Source organism: Saccharospirillum sp. ABV4_185, assembly GCF_056159245.1.
In genome coordinates this window covers 3,167,651-3,190,200 of sequence record NZ_JBSWUW010000001.1, presented here as the reverse complement: position 1 = coordinate 3,190,200, position 22,550 = coordinate 3,167,651, and the positions used below count along the sequence as shown (strand labels likewise).

At 55.6% G+C, this 22,550-nt stretch carries 19 protein-coding genes; 15 read left to right on the top strand and 4 right to left on the bottom strand.

Going from position 1 to position 22,550, the window contains the following annotated elements; genetic code table 11:
- Positions 1-61: 61 nt before the first annotated feature.
- From ACXAE6_RS15185 to ACXAE6_RS15165, 5 genes are all read left to right on the top strand, one after another.
- Positions 62-1,126 (top strand): DUF5610 domain-containing protein, encoded by a 1,065-nt coding sequence (locus ACXAE6_RS15185; protein WP_475150296.1) that lies wholly within the window; start codon positions 62-64, stop codon positions 1,124-1,126.
- Between the two features lie 66 nt (positions 1,127-1,192).
- Complete coding sequence (locus tag ACXAE6_RS15180; protein ID WP_475150289.1) at positions 1,193-1,459, top strand: glutaredoxin family protein; 267 nt, start codon at positions 1,193-1,195, stop codon at positions 1,457-1,459.
- Between the two features lie 24 nt (positions 1,460-1,483).
- Entirely contained in the window at positions 1,484-2,005 is a 522-nt protein-coding gene (locus ACXAE6_RS15175) for a DUF6436 domain-containing protein (protein WP_475150282.1), read from the top strand.
- Between the two features lie 126 nt (positions 2,006-2,131).
- Positions 2,132-3,061 carry a chemotaxis protein gene (locus ACXAE6_RS15170; protein ID WP_392800861.1) on the top strand — a complete coding sequence of 310 codons (930 nt, stop codon included), beginning with the start codon at positions 2,132-2,134 and terminating at the stop codon, positions 3,059-3,061.
- Between the two features lie 69 nt (positions 3,062-3,130).
- Positions 3,131-3,940: an MOSC domain-containing protein gene (locus ACXAE6_RS15165; RefSeq protein ID WP_475150277.1), complete on the top strand. Its 810-nt coding sequence runs from the start codon at positions 3,131-3,133 to the stop codon at positions 3,938-3,940.
- 9 nt (positions 3,941-3,949) lie between these two features.
- Here the strand turns inward: ACXAE6_RS15165 and ACXAE6_RS15160 are convergent, their stop codons facing one another.
- The 3 genes from ACXAE6_RS15160 to ACXAE6_RS15150 form a co-directional block, all read right to left on the bottom strand.
- Positions 3,950-5,863 carry a lytic transglycosylase domain-containing protein gene (locus ACXAE6_RS15160; protein WP_475150272.1) on the bottom strand — a complete coding sequence of 638 codons (1,914 nt, stop codon included), beginning with the start codon at positions 5,861-5,863 and terminating at the stop codon, positions 3,950-3,952.
- Between the two features lie 151 nt (positions 5,864-6,014).
- Complete coding sequence (locus ACXAE6_RS15155) at positions 6,015-9,158, bottom strand: efflux RND transporter permease subunit (protein WP_475150266.1); 3,144 nt, start codon at positions 9,156-9,158, stop codon at positions 6,015-6,017.
- Positions 9,159-9,170: 12 nt separating this feature from the next.
- Positions 9,171-10,214 (bottom strand): efflux RND transporter periplasmic adaptor subunit, encoded by a 1,044-nt coding sequence (locus ACXAE6_RS15150; RefSeq protein ID WP_475150264.1) that lies wholly within the window; start codon positions 10,212-10,214, stop codon positions 9,171-9,173.
- A gap of 184 nt (positions 10,215-10,398) precedes the next feature.
- Between ACXAE6_RS15150 and ACXAE6_RS15145 the strand changes: the two genes are divergently transcribed.
- The 7 genes from ACXAE6_RS15145 (at position 10,399) to ACXAE6_RS15115 (ending at position 18,635) form a co-directional block, all read left to right on the top strand.
- Positions 10,399-12,300 (top strand): ATP-binding cassette domain-containing protein, encoded by a 1,902-nt coding sequence (locus ACXAE6_RS15145; RefSeq protein ID WP_475150258.1) that lies wholly within the window; start codon positions 10,399-10,401, stop codon positions 12,298-12,300.
- A 26-nt stretch (positions 12,301-12,326) separates the two neighbouring features.
- On the top strand, positions 12,327-12,818 hold the full coding sequence (locus tag ACXAE6_RS15140) for a hypothetical protein (protein WP_475150254.1): 492 nt from the start codon (positions 12,327-12,329) through the stop codon (positions 12,816-12,818).
- A gap of 241 nt (positions 12,819-13,059) precedes the next feature.
- Complete coding sequence (gene fadB / locus ACXAE6_RS15135) at positions 13,060-15,204, top strand: fatty acid oxidation complex subunit alpha FadB (RefSeq protein WP_475150252.1); 2,145 nt, start codon at positions 13,060-13,062, stop codon at positions 15,202-15,204.
- Between the two features lie 18 nt (positions 15,205-15,222).
- Positions 15,223-16,398 carry an acetyl-CoA C-acyltransferase FadA gene (gene fadA, locus ACXAE6_RS15130; RefSeq protein ID WP_392800882.1) on the top strand — a complete coding sequence of 392 codons (1,176 nt, stop codon included), beginning with the start codon at positions 15,223-15,225 and terminating at the stop codon, positions 16,396-16,398.
- Between the two features lie 122 nt (positions 16,399-16,520).
- Positions 16,521-17,312 carry a phosphotransferase gene (locus ACXAE6_RS15125; protein ID WP_475150243.1) on the top strand — a complete coding sequence of 264 codons (792 nt, stop codon included), beginning with the start codon at positions 16,521-16,523 and terminating at the stop codon, positions 17,310-17,312.
- Positions 17,281-17,790, top strand: coding sequence for a GNAT family N-acetyltransferase (locus tag ACXAE6_RS15120; protein ID WP_475150237.1), 510 nt, complete (start codon positions 17,281-17,283; stop codon positions 17,788-17,790). The genes ACXAE6_RS15125 and ACXAE6_RS15120 overlap by 32 nt, the downstream gene beginning before the upstream one ends.
- Positions 17,791-17,834: 44 nt before the next feature.
- Positions 17,835-18,635, top strand: a complete 801-nt coding sequence (locus ACXAE6_RS15115) for a DUF817 domain-containing protein (RefSeq protein ID WP_475150234.1) — start codon at positions 17,835-17,837, stop codon at positions 18,633-18,635.
- An 81-nt stretch (positions 18,636-18,716) separates the two neighbouring features.
- On the opposite strand, the gene ACXAE6_RS15110 is transcribed toward ACXAE6_RS15115, so the two are convergent.
- On the bottom strand, positions 18,717-21,050 hold the full coding sequence (locus tag ACXAE6_RS15110) for a membrane-bound PQQ-dependent dehydrogenase, glucose/quinate/shikimate family (protein ID WP_475150232.1): 2,334 nt from the start codon (positions 21,048-21,050) through the stop codon (positions 18,717-18,719).
- Between the two features lie 137 nt (positions 21,051-21,187).
- Between ACXAE6_RS15110 and ACXAE6_RS15105 the strand changes: the two genes are divergently transcribed.
- The 3 genes from ACXAE6_RS15105 (at position 21,188) to map (ending at position 22,507) form a co-directional block, all read left to right on the top strand.
- On the top strand, positions 21,188-21,451 hold the full coding sequence (locus ACXAE6_RS15105; protein ID WP_475150227.1) for a zinc ribbon domain-containing protein: 264 nt from the start codon (positions 21,188-21,190) through the stop codon (positions 21,449-21,451).
- 77 nt (positions 21,452-21,528) lie between these two features.
- Positions 21,529-21,741, top strand: coding sequence for a ParD-like family protein (locus ACXAE6_RS15100; protein ID WP_392800900.1), 213 nt, complete (start codon positions 21,529-21,531; stop codon positions 21,739-21,741).
- Positions 21,728-22,507 carry a type I methionyl aminopeptidase gene (gene map, locus ACXAE6_RS15095; RefSeq protein WP_475150222.1) on the top strand — a complete coding sequence of 260 codons (780 nt, stop codon included), beginning with the start codon at positions 21,728-21,730 and terminating at the stop codon, positions 22,505-22,507. The genes ACXAE6_RS15100 and map overlap by 14 nt, the downstream gene beginning before the upstream one ends.
- The last annotated feature ends 43 nt before the right edge of the window (positions 22,508-22,550 follow it).

The window sequence follows — 22,550 nt, the reverse complement described above, 5'->3', positions numbered from 1 at the left end:
TAGTAGATTGAATGCACCGCCTATTCGATAAGTACCGGTTTGCGCCGGAAGGGGACGCCCTATGAATAACATGCTGTCCAATTTGTCCGCGTTAACGCCATCCATCGCTGGTTACCAGCGCCCCGGTTCGGGCCAGGCTGCTCAGTCCGCTGGGGCGGGTTCGGTCAACGCACCTGCAAAAACCGAACAAGCTGGCGCGTCGCAATCGGCGGCGAGCAATTTTAATGTCGAAGAACTGGTCGATAATCTGTGGAGCTTTATGCGCGGCCGTCTGTCTCAGGCCCAGGCTAATGGCGCCTCCGAAGCTGAGATGGAGAAGCTTTGGGCCGCCGCGGAAAAAGGCATCAAGCAGGGGTTTGGTGAAGCGCGTGATGTGCTTGAGTCGATGGGCAAGCTGGATGATGCGCTCAAAGGTAAAATCGATGACGCTTACGGCCGGCTTGAAGACGTTCTGGCCAATCGTGATATCGACGCCTCGGTGAGTGCTGACGATTCCAAGCAGGTGTCACGCCAGGGCAATCGCAATATCGGTATTTATCAGTACGAACAGCGCACCTTTGCTCTGGATGTCACTACTGCTGAAGGCGATAAGGTCACCATCCGTGTGGATCGTCGTAACGAAGCTTCGGCGGAAAAGTCTTCCGGTGATGGCTGGTCGTCGGTGAGCTGGGGCAAGGTGGAATCGGGTCAGTTCGATTTGAGCATCGAAGGTGATCTGAACGATCAAGAACGATCCGATCTGACCGCTTTGCTGAAAGAAGTGGGTGAGCTGGCTGACGAATTTTACGACGGCGACCTGGGTGTGGCCTTCGAGCAGGCTCAGGCGCTGAGTATCAGTGGCACCAGTTTGGCGTCTCTGGATCTGAGCATGCGTTCGGTTCAAACCAAGGCTGTATCTGCCTATCAACAGGCTGGTGGTGAGGCTCAGAGCTTGCCGCGCGGTCTGGATCCGTTGCGCGAATACGCTCGTGAACTGGTCGATGCCCAGCAGCGTTGGGTGGATAAACTGAACTCGGAGCGGGGTCTAGTCGACTCATTGGTCAACCATCCGCGTAACGATGGCCGCTTGAGCAGCTTCCTGGATTCGCTCTTTGCTGACCCATCAACCGATAAAAAAGACGCCTGATAGCGAGCGCTGGTAAAGCGCTGGCAGATTTCTACAATAGGGCCGTTTTTCCAATAGGAACGGCCCGTGGCTTCCTCCTCAACGACCCCGAATCTCATTCTCTACAGTACCCTCGGTTGTCATCTCTGTGAGCAGGCGCAGGCTTTGCTGCAAGAGTTGGCGCTGTCCGAACCGCTGCAATGGCAGGTGGTTGATATTGTCGAGAGTGATGCATTGATGGACCGATACGCCATACGTATTCCGGTTCTGCTCTGCGATGGCGCAAGTGACGATCTTGGCTGGCCTTTTACGCTGGACGAGGTGCGTCGTTACCTCCGTGCCAATCATGCCTGATTCTCCCTTAGCAAAAGGTTCATTGTGATTCGATATCGCGGCTTAGTGTGGTGGCTGTTGCCCTTGTTGCTTGCTCTGGCTGCAGGTCTTTGGTTCCGACAAAGTCACCTGGATTGGTTGGGTCGCAGTGTTTCAGATGTGTCGGCCTGGAGCGATCAATGGCAGGACTGGATCGATACCCGCAGCGAGCTGACGCATCCAGCCATGATTCATTGGATGCCGCCGGGCTGTTTGTGCCGTTTTATGGCGTCCGGCCATGCTTCATCGCTGAGCGAAACCGGGAGTGAGCTGGGCTACCACCCGGTGCAATTGGGAACGCCCTTTATCAATCAGGCGCTGGCGGGGTCAATGGATGGTACGCCGCCAGCCTCGCCAGGCCCTCTGATCGTATTGACCGGCACCGACGGACAGATTCGCTATCTGGGTGCTTACAGCAGTGGGCTGACCTGCGCTCAATCCAACAGTCTGGTGGATGACTGGTTGCCGCTGTCGCGTCCCGGCTCGGTGGTTAATCTGGATGCGACGACCTGCGTTTGTGTGAACTAACACTGTCTTTATGTGAACTAGCGCATATTCCTTCAATCTCGACTAAACTTTGCCGATAACGACGGAGTGGGTGGGCGACTGCGCTTGCCGGGATCGTTGGAAGAGTCGAAGTAGCCGGAGTAGCTGATGTCGAGTGTGCTGAAAAATGTCGATAGCCGTACCAATCTGGTCGGTCAGAATCGACTGGAAATCCTGATGTTCCGGCTCAAAGGACGACAAATCTATGCGATTAACGTCTTTAAAGTTCAAGAGGTATTGGGGCTGCCCAAACTGACCATGATGCCGCAGCGCAATCCGGCGGTGATTGGTGTGGTCTATCTGCGTGGCCGTTCGGTACCGGTTATCGACCTGAGCATGGCCATTGGCTTAAGTCCTATCAAACACGATGAAAATTCCACCATTATCGTGACCGAATACAACTCGACTGTTCAGGCGTTCCTGGTCGGTGGAGTGGATCGTATTATTAACCTGAACTGGGAAGAGGTGTTGCCACCGCCGTCGGGCGCGGGCCATACCCACTATTTGACGGCCATAACCCATCACGAAGAGCAGATTGTCGAAATCATTGATGTAGAGAAGGTCTTGTCGGAAATCGTGCCGATGAACGCTTTACTCAGTGAAGGTTATCTGGCGGATGAGGTGGTGGAACGCATTCGCGGTCGTGAAATTGTTATGGTTGATGATTCGCATACCGCCCTAACTCAGGCGCGGGTGACTTTTGAATCCATGGGGCTCAAGGTGCATCAGGCCACCGATGGCGCTCAGGGTTTGGAACTGCTGCGTCGGCTGGCAGAAGAGACTGACGGCCCGCTGGAAGAGCGGGTGCTGATGCTGGTCACCGATGCGGAAATGCCGCGAATGGATGGCTATCGACTGACGGCTGAAGTGCGCGCCGATGGGCGTTTGAAAAACCTGTTCGTTGCACTGCATACGTCGCTGTCCGGTGATTTCAACCTGGCGATGACCAAGAAGGTCGGCTGCGATGCTTTTCTCTCCAAGTTCCAGCCCGAACAGCTGGCCGATCTGGTGCGCAGACGGGTGGAAGGCGAAGCCTGAGGTTGCTTGCATAAGCCGCTCGCCTTTGCTGGAATGAGCGGCCCTCTTCCCCTTGCGGACCCTGCTGTCATGTCGTTTACCGCTCAGATTACCGCTCTGTTCCATTACCCCATCAAATCACTTGCCGGTATTGCAGTTGATCGGCTGCCATTCGATGCAGCCGGTCCAGTGGACGATCGCCGCTGGATGCTGATCAACGCCAAGAACCGTTTTGTCAGTCAGCGCGATATGCCACAGCTGGCCAATTTTGGTGTGCAGGTGCAGGGCGATGGTTATCGCATCAGCGCGCCCGATGGCGATTATCGCGATCTCACCAGGAGCGTCGCCAGCAATGCGCCGATACGGGTAACGGTCTGGAAAGATGAGCTGGATGGCTGGGAAGTCTCAGCCGAGCTGTCGGCCTGGTTCAGCGACAAAGTGGGTAAGACGGTGCGCTTGGTGTATGTCGGCACAGATTCGCAACGGCGCGTACCGGACCCGGCTGCTCTGGAGCACGAACGCGTTGGCTTTGCAGATGGCTATCCACTGTTGCTGTGCAATCAGAGTTCTCTGGATGGACTTAACGAACGGGCGGGGGTCCAGCTCGACGTGCGTCGCTTTCGTCCCAACATAGTGGTGGACGGTTTGCCGATGGATCAGGAGCTGGAGTTGGGACGTTTAACGCTGGCCGCTGGTCATCTGCAATTACTCAAACCCTGCGAACGTTGCAGCATTCCAGCGGTGGACCCGGATTCTGGCATCTATCAACGAGAGGTGGCGGCGGCGTTAAAAACCCACAGCCGCTTTAACGGCAAAACCATCTTCGGTATGAATGCGGTTGCCCGTGGCGTCAGTGAACTGCGCCTGGGTGATAGCGCGCAGCTCGAATCCGTCAGCTAGTTCAGCGGCTCAGGAATCATCACCCAGCGACGCCAGGTTGGGTTGGTCGAGCCAACTGGCGAGCGTCCAGTTCTGGCCGTCGCGCATGGCGTAGATCTGGGCGTAGGTCAGCACTGATTTGACGTAGTTGCGGGTTTCATCGAAGGGAATGGATTCAATCCAGACGCGCAGGTCCGCCGGGTAACGGTCCAACCAACTGGTAACTTTGGTGGGGCCGGCATTGTAAGCCGCCGTCGCGTAGACCGGATGACCAAAGCGGCGCTGCATCTGATCCAGGTAATTACGACCCAGGGTGATATTCAGCGTCGGATCGTTCAGGTCGTCCTCACCGTGATAATTCAATCCGGATTTGATCGCCATACTGCGCGCGGTATAAGGCATTAACTGCATAAGCCCACGCGCACCCACCGGCGATCGTGCCTGAGTCATAAAGTGACTTTCCTGGCGCATAACACCATATAACCAGTGTCTCGGCACGGCTGCTGTTTCGGTCAACTCGCCAACCAGATCGGCAAAGGGAGTCGGGTAGCGCAGCGTTAATTCGCCATAACGACCACTCATACCCGCCGTCTGGGATGCCTTATGGTACCAATTCCGACTCTGCGCTAACTGGGCGGCTTCCATCATTTGTTCGGGCGTGAAGGCATCCAGCGCCAGATTCCATTCGATCTGAGCGCGCACAATGTCGCCCGCCTCATAGAGTGCCAGGGCGCGCTGCAAGTTGGGACGTTCGGCGATAGGCCGACGGGTCTTGATCGGAGGGTATTCATCGAGGTTCAGTTCGGCCGGCTGATCGAGCGCTGCAGCGGCCAGAAAACCATAGTAGGAGCGTTCCTGGGCCAGGCTCGCTAACTGCTGCTCGGAGGTATCACCCATATCCAGATGTTGTTCGGCGATGGCTGACCAGTAACGCCATTGGCTGCTGTCCTGGAGTGACTCATCCAGCGCCCGATAAAGGCTGGCGATCTGCATCCAATTGTTGTCCGCCAGGGCGACCTGCAGGCGCCAGTGCTGGATTTCTTCGTTACCGCGTTTGGGGTCGGCAATACCCAGCCAATAGTCGGCCTGTGGCAGCGCCAGCTTGGCCATGGCAATGCCCAGATAGCCGGAGGTCGCTTGAATGTCGGCCTGGCTAAAGTCGGGCGTCCGTTTGATCAGGTCGACCCAGAAGTTGGATGCTATCTGTGGTGCGCGAAACGCCAGCCGATCGATAGCGGCTAACGCCAGGTCACGTTGCCATGCCTCGTCCGGGTTGTAGGGCTGATTGAACAGGCCGGCCGGACTGAGGTAGATAGCGCGTAGCCGTTGTCCGCGTTGACGCCATTGTGGCTCGTCATATTGATCATTCAGATAACGCAACATGGCACTGTTGCGGGCTTCAAAGGCCAGCAACTGGCGTTGCCAGACCAGTTCGTTGTAGTCATCCGCCTGCTTAAGCCGTTCCAGAAAGGGATTGCAATAATCGGGCAGTGACTCGGCGGTTAACCACAGTTGGCGCAATTGTTCATCGACCAGCGGCTCACCCAGCGCTTGCTGTGCCTGGAAGCGTCGGCAGGGATGACCAGCGCCGGCCCAGGCCTGGTCAAACAGAACGTAGCGATACCATTGTTCGCGCTGCGCCAGCTCTTCCAGCCAGGTTTGACGGAACTCCCAGCCGGCGGCCTGCCATTCAGGCTTTAACAGTTGGTTGGCGAACCAGTCGGTATCGATAGCGTCGGGATGACGCATGGCCCAGTGAGTGACCAGGTGCGGGTAGAGCGGCAGATGTTTCCAGCGATTGAGGTCGGCAAAGTCCAAATCGTTCTGATTCAGGCTTTGTAACGCCTGGTTATAGTCTTCCGACAGCGATGCGTCATCCGCCAGGACGGGCAGGGTGCCGGCCAGACAGAAGACAGTCAGCATTCGCAGCAGCGGTGCGTTCATGTCCACAAGCCTCACAACAAACAATAACCCGACCGTTGCGCTGTAACGCAGATGTTCGATGGGCGTTAGAAAGAGATTGTCAGACTAGCTGCTTTATTGGGCACTGAAAAGAAAAGACCCGCCCCTTTACAGGGCGGGTCAGCGGGTCAGCTCAGACTTCGGCTGTGTGACCGCGTTTGCGAGCAATGAAGGCCTGGACGCGTTCGCCCAGGATCAACATGCAGGGTGTGAACACCAGCGTCAGCAGGCTGGCAAACAGCAGGCCGCCGGCGATGGTGGTAGCCAGAGCCGTCCACCATTGAGACGACGGCGCGCCAACGGTGACAGAGCGCTCGAAGAAGTTGATGGTCAACTGATACACCATCGGCAACAGACCCAGAATAGTCGTGACGGTGGTCAGAATCACCGGGCGCAGACGCTGGGCACAGGTGATCAGCGCCGCATCCATGGCCGGTACGCCCTGTTTGCGGATGACGTTGTAGGTGTCGATCAAAACGATGTTGTTGTTCACCACAATCCCCGCCAGGGCGATGATGCCAACCCCGCTCATGACCACCACAAAACTCGCGCCGGTCAGAATAATACCGACCATCACCCCGACCGTGGACAGTAGGATCGCCAGCATGATCAGGAAGGTCTGGTAGAAGGAATTGAACTGGGTAACCAGGATAATGACCATGACAAAGAGGGCGATCAGGAATGCACCGCCGAGGAAGGCCATGGTTTCAGCCTGTTCTTCCTGGTCGCCAGTGAAGCGGAAATCAACACCCGACGGCAGGTCGCCTTCAGCGCGGGCCTGCGTCAGTGCTTGCTGGATCTCCTGAATCATCAGGTCAACACGTTCACCTTCGGCCAGGTTGATATCCACGTTGACGGTCATACGGCCGTCGGTGCGGTAGACATCGCCCTCTTTGTTCTGGGCTGTACGGGTGATGAAGTTGCTGATCGGAACCTGGTCACCGTTGGAAGTCACCGTCAGTTCATCGATCTGTTCCAGGTCGCGACCGTTGAACGGGTAGCGAATCAGGATGTCGACTTCTTCGTCCGCATCGTTAGGCCGATAAGAGCCCAGCTGAACGCCATCGGTGATCATGCGTACTGCAGAACCAATGGCATTCAGGCTGACGTTGAAACGGCTGGCGGCTTCGCGATCGACATCAATCAGCCACTCCAGGCCATCCAGCGGACGGTTGTCGTTGACCGATTCAATGCGCTCGTCGCGCGTCAGTCGTTGCACCATGGCATCGACCGTGGCATAGAGCGTTTCGCGCGTTGGGCCGAAGAACTGCATCTGGATATCGACACCGGTGGTCGGACCCATCTGTGGTACCTGGGATTCCACCTTCAGGCCAGGAATACCCGAGGCGCGTTCAACGGCGTTACGCAATACCGTGTCCGAATCAGGCCGGTATTGCCAGTCGACAAACTCCATCATCAAAGAACCGATGGTGTCTTCAGAGTCGGTACGACCGGGAACCGCGGAAACCGTGGTGGTGATGGTCTTAACCGAATCCATACCCAGAACGCGGGATTCCACCTGCTTGACCAGCACATCGCGTTCCTGCAGCGACAGGTTGCCACGTGCCTTGATCACAATGCCGCCGAACTCCGAATCAACGGCCGGGAAAAACTCGACGTTGGTCGAACGGACAGAGAACATCACGATGATCAGTACGATCACGCCGAACACCAGGCCCAGTGCCATCAGCGGACGCTTCAGCAACACACTGAGCAAACGGATATAAACGCCCAGGCCGCCGCGAACTTCGCTCAGATCGCCATGGTCAATGGCATCCATACCGTGCTTTTTCTCTTCCGAGACGCGCGCTGCTTTGCCAAACATCGTACCGAAAGCCGGTACGGCAATCAGTGCCATAACCAGAGAGGCACAGAGCGTGATGATGACGGTTTTGGGCAGGAAGCCCATAAACTCACCGGCGATACCCGGCCAGAACAGCAGCGGCATAAACACCGCCAGAGTCGTGGCAGTGGAGGCGGCAATCGGCCAGGCCATACGGGTGGCCGCTTCGCGGTAAGCGCTCTTGCGGTGGGCACCTTCAGACATGCGCCGATCAGCGTATTCGGTAACCACAATGGCACCGTCGACCAACATACCGACACAGAGAATCAGCGAGAACAGCACCACGATGTTCAATGAAATATCGAGCATCGACAGCACCAGAATACTGGTCAGGAAGGAAGCCGGAATCGCCAGGCCGACAAGGAACGCCGAACGCACACCCAAGGCTGAAACAATAACGATAAACACCAGCAAAGTGGCCAGCAGAACCGAGTTGAACAGGTCATCCAACTGCTGCTCGATCATCACCGAGTTGTCCTGGGTGTAGGTCACTTCCACCGCGTCAGGCCACTCCGGACGAATTTCTTCGACCTTGGCTTTCACCTGTTGAATGGTTTCGATGATGTTGGCGCCGGAACGCTTGACGATCTCCAGTGTTACCGCTGGTTGACCGTTCACACGCGACAGCGAGTCGGGGTCTTTGTAGGTCCGCTGACCAACGGCTATGTCGCGAAAACGGACCACGGTGTCGCCATCCACCTTGACCGGCAGATCAAGGATGTCGTCTTCGGTCTCGATCAGACCCGGAATCTTGATGGAGAAACGACCCGCGCCAGTATCCATGCTGCCTGCTGTTACCAACTGGTTGTTGTTGGAAACCAACTGCACCAACTGGCTTTGCGAGATGTTATAGCTGGCCATCTTGGCCGGATCGATAATGATCTCAGCCACTTCATCGCGAATACCCTGAATCGGAGTTTCCAGCACGCCCTGGATCGATTCCAGATTGGTCTGCAAATCTTCGGCGATATGGAACAGCACGCGATCATCAACGTGACCCGACAGCGATACGTTCAATACCGGAAACTGGGAGAGGTTAATCTCCATAACCGAGGGTTCGTCGGCATCGGCCGGCAGTTCGCCCTTGGCGCGGTCCACGGCTTCACGAACTTCATCCAGCGCTTCATCGATATCAGCATCGATATCGAATTCCAGCTGGAACGAGGCACGACCTTCACTGGCGGTACTGACCAGCTCTTTCAGGCCTTCAATGCCTTCGAGTTCTTTCTGCAACGGATTCACCAACAGGCGGTCGGCGTCTTCCGGCGAAATGCCATCAATGCCGGTACCGACATAGACGTAAGGAATGGTGATGTCCGGGTCGGCTTCTTTCGGGATATTGATCAGCGCGACGATGCCGCTAATGACCAGTAACCCGAAAAACAACATTACCGTCCGAACGCGGCTGAGTGCCGCTTGAATAAAACCGATCATGAAGCTCTCCCGTTACTGTCCGGCTGCCAGGTTATTACCACTGACAGCGATCGGCTTGACTTCATCGCCGGCGTTAACAAAGCCCTGACCAACAACGATCAGCGTCGCTTCACGCGGCAGCCCCGTTACCCAGACACCGCCGGTGTCGGAGCGCACAATGGTGACAGGGGAGAATTCAACCCGGTTATTGCTGTTGACCGTTTTCAAGCCCATATCGCCAGAGTCATTGATGTTCAACAGCGCAGGACTGACATAGTGACCCTGTTGTTCATTGAGCATGATGGACGCCTTGGCGGTAGCGCCGGACAGATTTTTAGGGCTGGACGGAACCGCAATTTCCACTTTAAAAGTACGGGTGGCAGGATTAGCCACGGTACCCACGAAGGTCAGTTCACCGGTCAATTCTTCACCAGTAACCAGAGAAACGGTGGCACTTTGACCTGCGCTTAGGAAATTGACATCGGTTTCCGGTACTTCGCCCACGACACGCATGGGGTCGTAGTCGTACACTTGCGCGACGATTTGGCCGGGCGAGACAAAGGTACCCACTTCGATGTCGAGACTTTCCAGAACACCGGAGAAGGGCGCGCGAATCTGAGTATCACGCAACGCCAGCTCGAGTGCTTCCTGTTGTGCCTGAGCGCTTTGGAATTGCGCCTCGGCAGCAGCCAGTTGCGAGCGGTTTTGCAGACCCTGGTTGCCCAGACGCTGCGCACCTTCGTATTCAAGACGCGCCTGTTCGAGATTGGCACGAGCGGTGCGCAACTGGGCGTTCAGATCGCGCGGATCAATGCGGGCGATCAGTTCACCGTCGCCCACCTGGTCGCCGGCGCTTTTCAGCAGCTCGAGTACACGGCCGCTGGTTTCACTGGCGATGGCGACGCTGCGATCGGGTTCGGTGACACCGTTGATGGTTAGGCTGCGACGCACACCTTGAGCTTCCAGAGTGCGCACCTGCACCTCGGGAATCAGGCTCAGCTGAGTGTCGGTTGTGGATGTCGGTTCGTCGACGGCGTCATCATTTGATCCGGTTAATAGCCAGAGCAAAGTCAGCACGACTAGAACAACGGCGATAAGGGGACCTGTAGGGAGTTTTTTTGCCACGGAAAATCACCTCTGGGAAAATTATCGCAGACAGTAGGGGAAGCCGGTTGGGCTCAACAGTGCCAAAAGTAAGGCTGAGCCGCTTCATACGGGCTTTTCCGATAATCTCAATGATGAATTCATGTAAGGACTCAAGATGAGCCTGGTTGTATTAGATCGCGTCAGTTTCTCTCTGGGCGCGGCCCCTTTGCTGGACCAAGCCAACCTGACGCTGGAGGCCGGCGACCGGCTTTGTCTGGTAGGCAAAAACGGTGCCGGTAAATCGACGTTGCTGAGCCTGCTGTTGGGGGGGCGTACGGTCGATGAGGGTGAAATTCGTCGCCGACAAGGCACCACCCTGGCGCACCTGCAACAGGATTTGCCCACGGGCGATGATCGACCGGTGCGTGAAGTTGTCCTCGAAGGATTGGGTAATCTGGGGCAGGTGCTGCGCGATTATGATCAGGAAAGCACCAAAGAAGCACCGGATCTGGCGCGCCTGGATCGACTGCAGCATGAGATTGAGCGCCAGGAAGGCTGGCAGGTGCAATCGACACTCGACGCCATTCTGAGTCGGTTACGGCTCGACGGCAGCGTGGCTTTTAAAACCTTATCCGGTGGCTGGCGTCGCCGAGTCTTGTTAGCGCGTGCCTTGATCAGCCGCCCCGGCATTCTGATCCTCGACGAGCCGACCAACCACCTGGACATCGCCATGGTGGAATGGCTGGAAGATTTCCTGCTCGACTACGCCGGCACTCTGGTGTTCGTGTCCCACGACCGGCGTTTTATCGATAAGGTGGCGACGCGCATTGTTGAACTCGATCGCGGCAAGCTGAGCGATTTTCCCGCGCCCTACGGTGCTTATCTGGATGCCAAGGATGCGCAACTGGCCGAAGAGGCGAAGCATCGGGCGTCCCAGGATCGCAAACTGGCCGAAGAGGAAGCCTGGATTCGTCAGGGCATCCAGGCACGTCGGACCCGTAATGAAGGTCGTGTCCGGGCGCTTAAGGCGTTACGTCAGGATGTGAAAGCGCGTCGTGATCGTGTTGGTCAAAGTGATTTCGAGATCGAAGCCGCCAGTCGTTCCGGTAAGCAGGTGGTCAGCCTGGAACACGCCAGCTTCGGTTACGACGATAAAACTCTGGTGCAGGATTTTACCGCTCTGGTGCAGCGCGGCGATCGCATTGCTTTGTTAGGCCCCAACGGCATCGGCAAAAGTACCTTGATCCAATTAATCCTCGGGGATCTTGAGCCGACTGACGGCACGGTCGAGCAGGGCACGCGGCTGGAAGTGGCGTACTTTGATCAGGCCCGCGCCCGGCTCGACCCGGAATTGCGCGTGGTTGATGCCGTCGCTGAAGGTCGCGATTTTCTCGAACTGGGCGGCCGCAAGCGTCACGTAATCAGCTATCTGGAAGACTTTTTGTTCACCCCGGATCGGGCACGCATGCAGGTACGGCAGTTGTCCGGCGGTGAAACCAACCGTCTGCTGCTGGCGAGACTGTTCAGTCAGCCCGCCAACTTTCTGGTGCTCGATGAGCCGACCAACGATCTGGATATCGAAACGCTCGAACTGCTGATTGATCGGCTGGGAGATTTCGACGGCACTTTATTGCTGGTCAGCCACGATCGTTACTTTATCGACCAACTGGCGACCCGCACCTGGGCGTTCGAAGGCGCGGGTGTGATTCGTCAGTACGCCGGTGGTTATGAAGACTGGCTGGCACAAGGCGGCCGCTGGCCCGATGCCGGAACGGAAAAGGCTTCGGCTAAGTCGGCACCCGGGCAAAGTGGTGTAACGGCAAACCGTGCACCGGCAGCCAAGAAACCGGCCGCTAAAAAGCTCAGCTATAAAGAGCAGCGCGAATACGATGCGCTCCCGGGCCAGATCGAAACCCTGGAACAGCAGATTGCCAAATTGGAAGCCAAGGTCGGTGCTGCTGACTTTTATCAGGGTGATCACACTGAAACCCAGGCGGTTTTAGATCAGTTAAATGTGGCTCAGCAAGATCTGGAAGTCTGCTTTGAACGCTGGGCTGAATTGGAAGAGCGCGCCTGAATGCAACCGCTTATCGGGAGAAACTGATGTTTGCCAATCTCTTTATTATCTTCGCCATTTTAACCGTCGCGGGTGCTTTTATGTGGCTCAAGCCCAGTGCGCACGATCGGCGTCTCAGCCAATTGCGCAGCGCAGCGTTGAGCCAGGGCATGAAGCTGTACAGCCTGAAAGTACCGGATACCAGCGTTGAAGGTCGCGTCGGCGAAAAACATGAACTGCGCACCCTCTATCGTTTATTGCATGCCTTCCCCAAGGCACAGGCACCATCCTTTACGGTCTTGCGCACCACGGGTGTCTCCAGCGCCTTCCTGCCCGATGGCTGGATCTGGGCGGACGACAAGCGCGCAACCGATGCACAGATGAGCGCCTTGGTTGGTTTTTTGAATGATTTGCCGCAGCAATACAGTGTGGTGGACGCCCAGGCCGACGGTGTCGGCGTCAGTTGGGATGAAAGTGGCATTGACCAATTACCCGCAGTTCGGGAAACGTTGCAGCGATTGGCCTCTATACTTTCCTAGTAATGGACATAATCGGACAGTGCCAGGCGCAGTCCTGGTTGACTTATAACGGCCAGGGGCTATGGTAGGCGCCACAATCAAACAATCGTTTGAAACTGGTGTTTGATTCAGACATAACCGGACGCTGTAAAGGCCGTTCAAACAGGCTTGTTCAGCCGCCTAGCAGGCACCATCCATGCCTTCACAAGCGGCCAATCAGGCCCGACGACAACCTGGACAGCGATACAAACGGAGAGCATCGATGATCTATCAGGGTAAGGGCATTCGCGTCGAAGCACTGGATAACGGCCTGGCCGAGATGGTGTTCGACCTGCAGGACGAGTCCGTCAACAAGTTCAACCAGGCCACCTTGAACGAACTGGGTGAAGCCACTCAGGCGCTGGCTGCCAGCGACGTTAAAGGCCTGCTGGTTTCCAGCGCCAAAGACAGCTTTATCGTCGGCGCCGACATTACCGAATTTCTCACCTGGTTCGCCAAGGACGAGGACGGCGTCATCGCCGATATCCTGACCGTCAACGAACTGTTCAGCGCCTTCGAAGACCTGCCGTTCCCGACCGTTGTATCCATCAACGGCCTGGCGCTCGGCGGTGGTTTCGAAATGGCGTTGTCGGCCGACTACCGGGTGATGTCGACCAAAGCCAAGGTCGGCCTGCCGGAAATCAAACTGGGCATCTACCCGGGCTTCGGCGGCACCGTGCGCCTGTCGCGCCTGGTCGGCGCTGACAACGCCATCGAGTGGATTGCCTCGGGCAAAGAAAACCGCCCGGATGATGCTTTTAAAATCGGTGCGGTCGATGCCATCGCCGAACCGGATGAACTGCGCGATACCGCTCTGAGTCTGCTGGGTCGCCTGGTCTCCGGCGAAGTCGATTACCAAGCCCGCCGCGAGCAGAAGAAAGGCAAGCTGCAGCTGAACAACATCGAAAGCATGATGGTGTTCGAAACCGCCAAAGGTTATGTCGCCGGTCAAGCCGGCCGCAATTACCCGGCGCCGGTTGAAGCGGTAAAAACCATCCAGAAACACGCCGGTTTTGAGCGTGATAAAGCACTGGCGATTGAAGCCAAGGGCTTCGCCAAGATGGCCAAGACCTTGACCGCAGAAAACCTGATCGGCCTGTTCCTCAACGATCAGAAGATCAAGAAGATCGCCAAGGGCCACGTCAAAGTCGCTAAAGACGTTAAGCAGGCTGCTGTGCTGGGCGCCGGTATCATGGGCGGCGGCATCGCCTACCAAAGCGCCTATAAAGGCACGCCGATTTTGATGAAAGACATCGCCGAGGAAGGCATTCAACTCGGCCTCGACGAAGCTGCAAAACTGCTCTCCAAACTGGTCGATCGCGGCCGTTTGGATGCGCGTGGCATGGCCGATGTGCTGAACCGCATTCGCCCAACGCTGTCTTACGGTGACTTCGGCAACGTCGACGTGGTCGTCGAAGCCGTGGTGGAAAACACCAAGGTGAAGAAGGCCGTGCTGGCCGAAGCCGAAGGTCAGTTGCGTGATGATGCGGTACTGGCCTCGAACACCTCAACCATTTCCATCACTGAACTGGCCACGGCGCTGAAGAAGCCGGAACAATTCTGCGGCATGCACTTCTTTAACCCGGTGCATCGGATGCCGCTGGTGGAAGTGATTCGCGGTGAAAAGACTAGCGATGAAACCGTCGCCACCGTCGTCTCCTACGCGCAGAAGATGGGCAAGACGCCGATCGTCGTCAACGACTGCCCGGGCTTCCTGGTTAACCGCATCCTGTTCCCGTATTTCGGTGGCTTCGCCATGCTGATGCGCGACGGCGCCGACTTCGAGCAAGTCGACAAGATCATGGAAAAATTCGGCTGGCCGATGGGCCCGGCTTACCTGATGGACGTGGTCGGTATCGACACCGGCGTGCACGCCCAGGAAGTGATGGCCGAAGGTTTCCCTGATCGCATGAAGCAAGATTTCAAATCCGCCATTCAGGTGATGTACGACGAGAAGCGTTATGGCCAGAAAAACAGCCATGGCTTCTATCGTTATGAAACCGACAAGAAAGGCAAACCGAAAAAAGTCTCCGATGAAACCGCGCACGAACTGGTTGCCAGTGTGCGCGAGCAACAGCAGGAGCTGAGCGAAGAAGACATCATCAATCGCCTGATGATTCCGATGTGTCTGGAAACCGTTCGCTGCCTGGAAGACGGCATCGTCGACACCGCCGCCGAGGCCGATATGGGCCTGATCTACGGCATCGGCTTCCCGCCGTTCCGTGGTGGTGCGCTCAAGTACATCGACGACACCGGTGTCGCCGAATTCGTAGCGCTGTGCGACCGCTATGCCGACCTCGGCAAGCTGTACGAGCCGACAGCCAAACTGCGCGACATGGCCAAAAACGGCCAGACGTTTCACGGTTAAGACGGGAGAACAGTCACTATGAGTATTCGCGATAACGACGCCGTCATCATCGATTTCGGCCGTACCCCCATGGGCCGCAGCAAGGGTGGCAGCTACCGCTTCACCCGCGCCGAAAACCTCAGCGCCGATCTGGTCAATGGTCTGCTGGCGCGCAACGAAGCGCTGGACCCGGCCGAGATTGACGACATCATCTGGGGCTGCGTGAACCAGACCAAAGAACAGGGCTGGAACATCGCCCGCATGATGCAGTTGCTGACCGATATTCCGCACACCGTGACGGCGCAGACCGTCAGCCGTTTGTGTGGTTCCTCAATGAGCGCGCTGCACATCGCCACCGCCAATATCCAGTCCGGCAACGGCGACATATTTGTCATCGGCGGCGTTGAACATATGGGCCACGTCGACATGATGCACGGTGTCGATCCGAACCCCATGCTGTCGCAGAAGGCCGCCAAGGCGTCCGGCATGATGGGCCTGACTGCAGAACTGCTGTCCAAGATGCACGGCATCAGCCGTGAAGCTCAGGACGAATTTGGCTACCGCTCGCACATGCGCGCCCACCAGGCGACGCAGGCCGGCAACTTCGATAACGAAATCATCGCTCGCCAGGGGCACGATGCCGACGGCAACCCCTACCGTATGATCCACGACGAAACCATTCGTCCGGAAACCACGGTGGAAGGCCTGAGCCAGCTGCGTCCGGCCTTCGATCCGAAAGCCGGTACAGTAACCGCCGGTACTTCCAGCCAGATCACCGATGGTGCTTCCGCTATGCTGGTGATGAGCTATGGCCGCGCCAAAGCTTTGGGTTTGAAACCGCGCGCAGTGGTTCGCGGCATGGCACTGGCCGGTGTCGATCCGTCGATCATGGGTTACGGCCCGGTACCGGCAAGCAAAAAGCTGCTCAAGAAATTGGGTATGAGCATCGACGACATCGACTACGTCGAACTGAACGAAGCCTTCGCCGCCCAGGCCTTGCCGGTGCTGAAGGATCTGAAACTGCTCGATAAGATGGACGACAAGGTCAACCTGCACGGCGGCGCCATCGCTCTGGGTCATCCGTTCGGTTGTTCCGGTGCGCGCATTACCGGCACCTTGCTGAACGTTATGGAGCAGAACAGTGGCCAGTTCGGTCTTGCGACCATGTGTATCGGTCTGGGGCAGGGTATCAGTACCGTGATCGAGCGGGTCTGATCGCTGACTTGGAAATGAAAACGCTGACAATTTGTCGGCGTTTTTTTTTTTGCGCGTTATTCCTGGCCACTCGACTTGCATTGAACACAACAGTTCTAAATGATGATCTGGTTTAGTGATGAGTGGAACCAACGTTGCGCAGCGGTATTCGAATAGAAGATTCCAGTATTGTGCGTCCTTTAGGTGCAGGGTATCGAGCTGTCCACCTGTTGTTGAATCACTTACAACAGTCTGGCTTTGTCGGCAGTCCTCAAGTCATAGCCATAGATGACTCTTATGAGCGACTGTCGTTATTAGCGGGCGACACCTACGATGACGTTGAGACCGGGCCGGTAGCTACCGAAACTGCATTAACGTCAGCCGCCCAATTGTTACGCCAATTGCACGATTCTAGCGTCAGTTTTTTGCGGCACTCGGCTATCGCTAACGACCAATGGATGCTGCCACCACAACAGCCGGCAGAGGTGATTTGCCACGGTGACTATGCGCCTTATAACGTCGTCCTGAAGTGCGATCGGGTGGTTGGGGTGTTTGACTTTGATACTGCCCATCCTGGCCCTCGACTGTGGGATATAGCCTATGCGGTGTATTGCTGGGCGCCGCTAAAGTCGTTATCGAATCATTCCCTTCCCGAACTCGAAAAACCACTTGAGCGGGCACGCCGTTTTCTCGACGCCTATGGTCTGGCCTTTGATCAGCGAGCGCACTTAGTCGAGTTGATGATCCTGCGCTTGCAGGCGTTGGTTACCTTTATGCGTGAGCAAGCCATCGTCGGCGATAAGAAATTCGACGCCGATATTGGCGCCGGTCACCTGGAACTATATCTGGCGGATATCGACTACTTAGAACGTCATGTTTTATGGCTAATCGATGTGTTGATGAATGCCGCCAATCCTTCGTCTGAACCCAGGTAGTAAAACCAGCATGTATCAATGGACCCTGTTATCTAAGCGCCCAGAATACGCCTCCCAGGTTGCCGAATGGATTTTTAACCAATGGGTTATCGATCAAGATCCTAAGGGTTACCAAAAAGTTTTGACCAAGGTGCTTGCCTGCACAGAACCAGAGCCAACGCCTTTTATGGTGTTGCTATTGGATGGCGATAACCTTATCGGCATCGCTGAAGTTAAAACCCATGCAACCTCCGAGGATGACGACGCAAGATTTTGGTTGGATGGTGTCTATGTGCTTCCTGAGTACCGAGGTCAAGGACTGGCAGTGCAGTTGGTGGACCAGGCGAGGCAGCGCGCCAAAGAAGTCGGTGTACGCGAACTGTATTTGCGAACCCTGTATCTCGATGGCGGGCTCTATGCCGAGGCTGGTTTTAAGCCCATTGAGCAGGGTGTGTTTCGCGAGCAGCCGATGCTAGAGATGGTTGCCGAGATTTTTTGACAAAAATCGATTATCTTGCCGGCCGTTTTACAGGGAATTGTGCTATGCGTTGGCTGCTTGAATTCTGGATCTTTGCTTTGAAGCAGGCCTATGCCTGTTTGTTTGGCGGCTTTTTACTGGCTGTTATGTTGATTACCCATTTCTGGTATCCGCTGGAAAGCCTGCATCGTTATGACTTTATTTTTCTTGCCGCTATTGCAGCTCAAGTCGTGCTCTTGGTCAGTGGTCTGGAAACCTGGCGTGAATCGGTGGTGATACTGGTGTTCCATTTGGTTGCGACTGTTATGGAGTTGTTTAAAACCTCCGATGCTATCGGCTCCTGGGTGTACCCTGAACAAGCTGTGTTTCAACTTGGCAATGTGCCACTGTTTACGGGTTTTATGTATAGCGCGGTGGGTAGTTATATTGCGCGTATCTGGCGGATTTTTGAGTTCCATTTTTCCTATTATCCTCCACGGTGGGCGACGCTGTTGTTGGTGCTTTTGATCTACCTGAATTTTTTCACACATCATTATTGGTGGGACCTTCGTTGGCTGTTGTTGGCGGCGACGGCGGTGATGTTTTACCGCACTACTATTTACTTCAACGTAGTAAAAACGCACCGACAAATGCCTTTGTTGCTAGGCTGGTTTTTAGTGGCGTTGTTTATCTGGCTGGCTGAAAATCTGGCGACCTACGCCAACATCTGGATATATCCCAATCAGTCGAGCCACTGGCAAATGGTGTCTTTATCTAAATTAAGTTCCTGGTATTTGCTGATGTTATTGAGTTTTGTTCTGGTCACCTTGATCAATGATGTGCAACTGCATCGATCTAAAACGGTGGACCTACTGGTGAAAAACTGAATCCAGATCGGGCTCGCACTTGAAGATGATTGAAAAAAACCCGGCACTTGGCCGGGTTTTTTATTCAGGGATTGGCGACGCCTAGGGCAGTTTATAAGCCACGACATAATCACCAATGGTGGTGCCGATAGAACCATGACCACCGGCCACCAGAACAACCATCTGTTCACCCTGGCTGTTGAGGTAAGTCATCGGCGTTGCCTGACCACCTGCAGGCAGACGTGCTTGCCACAGTTGCTCACCGGTACTCAAGTCGTAAGCACGCAAATAATCATCAACGGTTGCGGCGAGGAAAGATACGCCGCCAGCGGTGATGATCGGGCCACCAATACCAGGAACACCCATCTCAATCGGCAACGGCAATGGCGTCATGTCGTAGATGGTGCCGTTTTTGTGGCGATAAATAATCTCACCGGTAGTCAAATCGGCACTGGCAACATAACCCCAGGGTGGTTGCTGGCAAGGGACGCCCAGCGGTGACAGGAAAGGCTTCATTTCCACCGCATAAGGTGCGCCGGCGTTTTCGTTGATACCGGCCTCGCCCTGGTTGGTATCACCCAGATCCTGGCCTTCTTTGGGCACCAGTTTAGAGGTGAACGCCAGGTAGAGCGGCATGCCGAACATCACCTGCTGTTCTGGATCAACTGCAATGCTGCCCCAATTGAACACGCCAAAGTTACCTGGATAGACGATGGTGCCTTGTTCCGATGGCGCGGTGTACTGACCCCGGTAATCCAGCGACTGGAATTGAATACGACAGATCATCTGGTCGATCAGCGTAGCCCCCCACATATCGGCCTCGCGCATGGTTGGCGGCCGGAACGTTAAACCCGAAATCGGTTGGGTTTCCGCGGTGTAGTCGCCTTCAATGGCACCCTGAGGCGCGGGTTGCTCGGTGATCGGAATGATCGGTTCACCCGTCGCCCGGTTCAGCACATAAACATCCCCTTGTTTGGTCGGCACCACGAGTGCCGGCTGGGGACCGCTGTCGGTTTCCAGATCCAACAGTACCGGCTGGGCCGGAGTATCCATATCCCAGAGGTCGTGATGGACAAACTGCTGCACCCATTCCACCTGGCCGCTTTGCAGGCTCAGCGCTACGACGGAAGACGCAAAGCGCTCTTCATTTTCGGTGCGATACATGCCCAGCTGATCGGGCGTACGATTGCCCATGGGGAAGTAGATCAAACCCAATTCTTCATCGGCGCTGGCAACCGACCAGCTGTTCGGTGAACTGGTCGAATAGGTTTCACCTTCGGCAATGGGAGCGGTGTCTTGCGGATGAGCCGGATCCCAGTTCCATACCAACTCACCACTTTTAGCGTCGTAGGCGCGGATAACACCGGAAGGAGACTGGGTGTCGTAGTTGTCGTTAACCGAGCCGGCAACGATGACTTTGCCATCGGCAACAACCGGCGGTGAGGTGGAGTAGTAATAGCCATTTTGTCGGAACGGCATGTTATGCATCAGATCAAGCACACCGTCGTTGGCGAAGTTGGCGCAGCGGGCGCCGGTTTCCGGATCAACCGCGATAAGACGCGCATCGGAAGTCGGCATAAACAGCTGCGCATCGCAATTCATACTGTCGAGATTTTGCGCCAAGGTTGGGCTTGATTGGGCGCTCAGGTCTTCAGCATCACCATTGGTGGGCGGTAAAAAGGAAACGCCGCGACAGGTTTGATGCTGACGCTGACTTTCCGGCGGCACCTGGGCGTCATAGACCCACTGTTCTTCACCGCTGTCGGCATTCAGCGCAATGAGCCAGTTGTGCGGTGTACACAGATAGAGGCTATTGCCGATCTTTAATGGCGTTGCTTCATAGGTGGTTTCGGTGACGTCGTTCGGCCCCTTGAGGTCTCCCGTCTGATATTGCCAGGCTAATTCCAGATCGCCGACATTATCGACATTGATTTGCTCCAGCGGTGAATAGCGTTGCCCGTAGTTATTACGGCCGTAGGCAGGCCAACTGGCGTCAGGACTACCACCCAAAGATGCGTTGGCCAGTGGCGTGGATGAATCGATCTGACCTTCGGTCTGGGTCGGATCGACGGCCAAACTCGATAGCAGGCCAAGGCTGACCAGGGCCCAGACCGGAAGCAAAACAGCAATGCCGGGCGATCTTGGTCGAAACGGAAACAGTAACGGAATGGCGAGTAACAAGAGCAGGCCAAGGCGGGTTGCCAGTGGCCACCAATAGAAACCCGATTCGGCCAGGGACCATAATGCCGTTGCTGCCAGTAAGGCGGCATAAAGCCATTGTGCCAGGCGACGGTGTTTGACGGTGGTGATGGCAATAGCGATTAAAGCCAGACCGGCGAGGGCGTAGTACCAACTGCCGCCCAGAACCAAGAGCCAGCTGCCACCTCCCAGTAGCACTAACCCGATCAGTAGATAAATAGCGGATAACACAAACATGAAAAACTCCTTTCAAGCGAAGGACCCTTAGTACTTTGGGCATAAAAGCAGTATTTCAAAGGGCAGCAAATAAAGGTGTTCGCTTTTGTGATGCTTGCCTAAAGTAGTAGGCACGAATCAGACCGCCTGGAGAGAACATGGAAAAGCAGTGTCAAAGCTGTGGTATGCCGATGAAAGGCGATCCTGCCAAGGCGGGTACCGAGGCCAATGGCCAAAAAAGCGCGCTCTACTGCCACTATTGTTATCAGGGCGGTGCCTTTACCCAGCCGGACTTCGACGTGGAACAAATGCAGCAGTTCTGTATTGCCAAGATGAAAGAGCAGGACTTTCCCGCCTTGTTAGCCTGGTTGGCAGCGCGACAAATCCCGAAGCTAAAACGTTGGTCTGCCGCCAGGCATTAGCGCTGATGACCCGTACGGCTTGTTGATATAGGCTGGTCGATATATGATATGTATATAAATCATATATCGAGGCCAAGATGGGAATCGTTAAGATCAGCGATGAAATGCACGATGAAGTGCGTAAAGCCAGTGCCGCCATGGTACGTTCCATTAATGCTCAGGCTGAGTTCTGGCTGAAGATCGGCATGCTGGCAGAAGCCAACCCTCAGTTAACCTTTAGTGAGATTATTCGCGAACAGATGAATCGGGCGGCGGTTGATCTGGAGAAGGTCAGCCTTGAGCAGCATTAGTCTGAAAAACGCCGAGCAACTGGCTCGCATGCATGAATCCGGGCGTCTACTGGCAGCGGTTTTTGCTTATTTGGACACTAAGATCACGGTTGGCGTTTCGACCATGCAAATCAACGATTGGGTAGAGCGTTATATCGTTGATGAACTGCACGCCAGGCCCGCCAGTAAAGGTCAGTATGGGTATGCGTATGTGCTCAACTCGTCGATTAATCGCGTTGTTTGCCATGGCGTGCCCTCGGCAACTCAGTTCCTGAAAGACGGCGATATCGTCAATATCGACATCACCCTGGAGAAGAACGGTTACATTGCCGACTCCAGCAAAATGTATTGTCTTGGCGTCATTTCAGCGCCAGCGCAGCGCTTGGTTGATCAGGCCTATAAAGCCATGTGGCAGGGCATAGAGTTGATCCGACCAGGCGCGACGCTGGGCGACATTGGTCACGCTATCCAGGAGTATGCAGAACGTCAGGGCTACAGCGTGGTCCGTGAATATTGCGGCCATGGCATTGGCACTGAGATGCATGAGGCTCCTCAGGTACTGCATTACGGTCGTGCCGGGACCGGCTTACCGCTGGAAGCGGGCATGACTTTCACCATCGAACCCATGATCAATCAGGGTAAGGCCAAGGTGAGAACCAAGCCGGACGGCTGGACGGTGGTGACTGCCGATAAAAAATTGTCGGCGCAGTGGGAGCACACTATAGCGGTCACCGAGGACGGCTATGAAGTTTTGACGTTGCGAGAAGAAGAGCGCGCTCTGCTTTGAAGTCAATGACTTGACGAAACCGGTGTAACAAAGCGTTGCACAA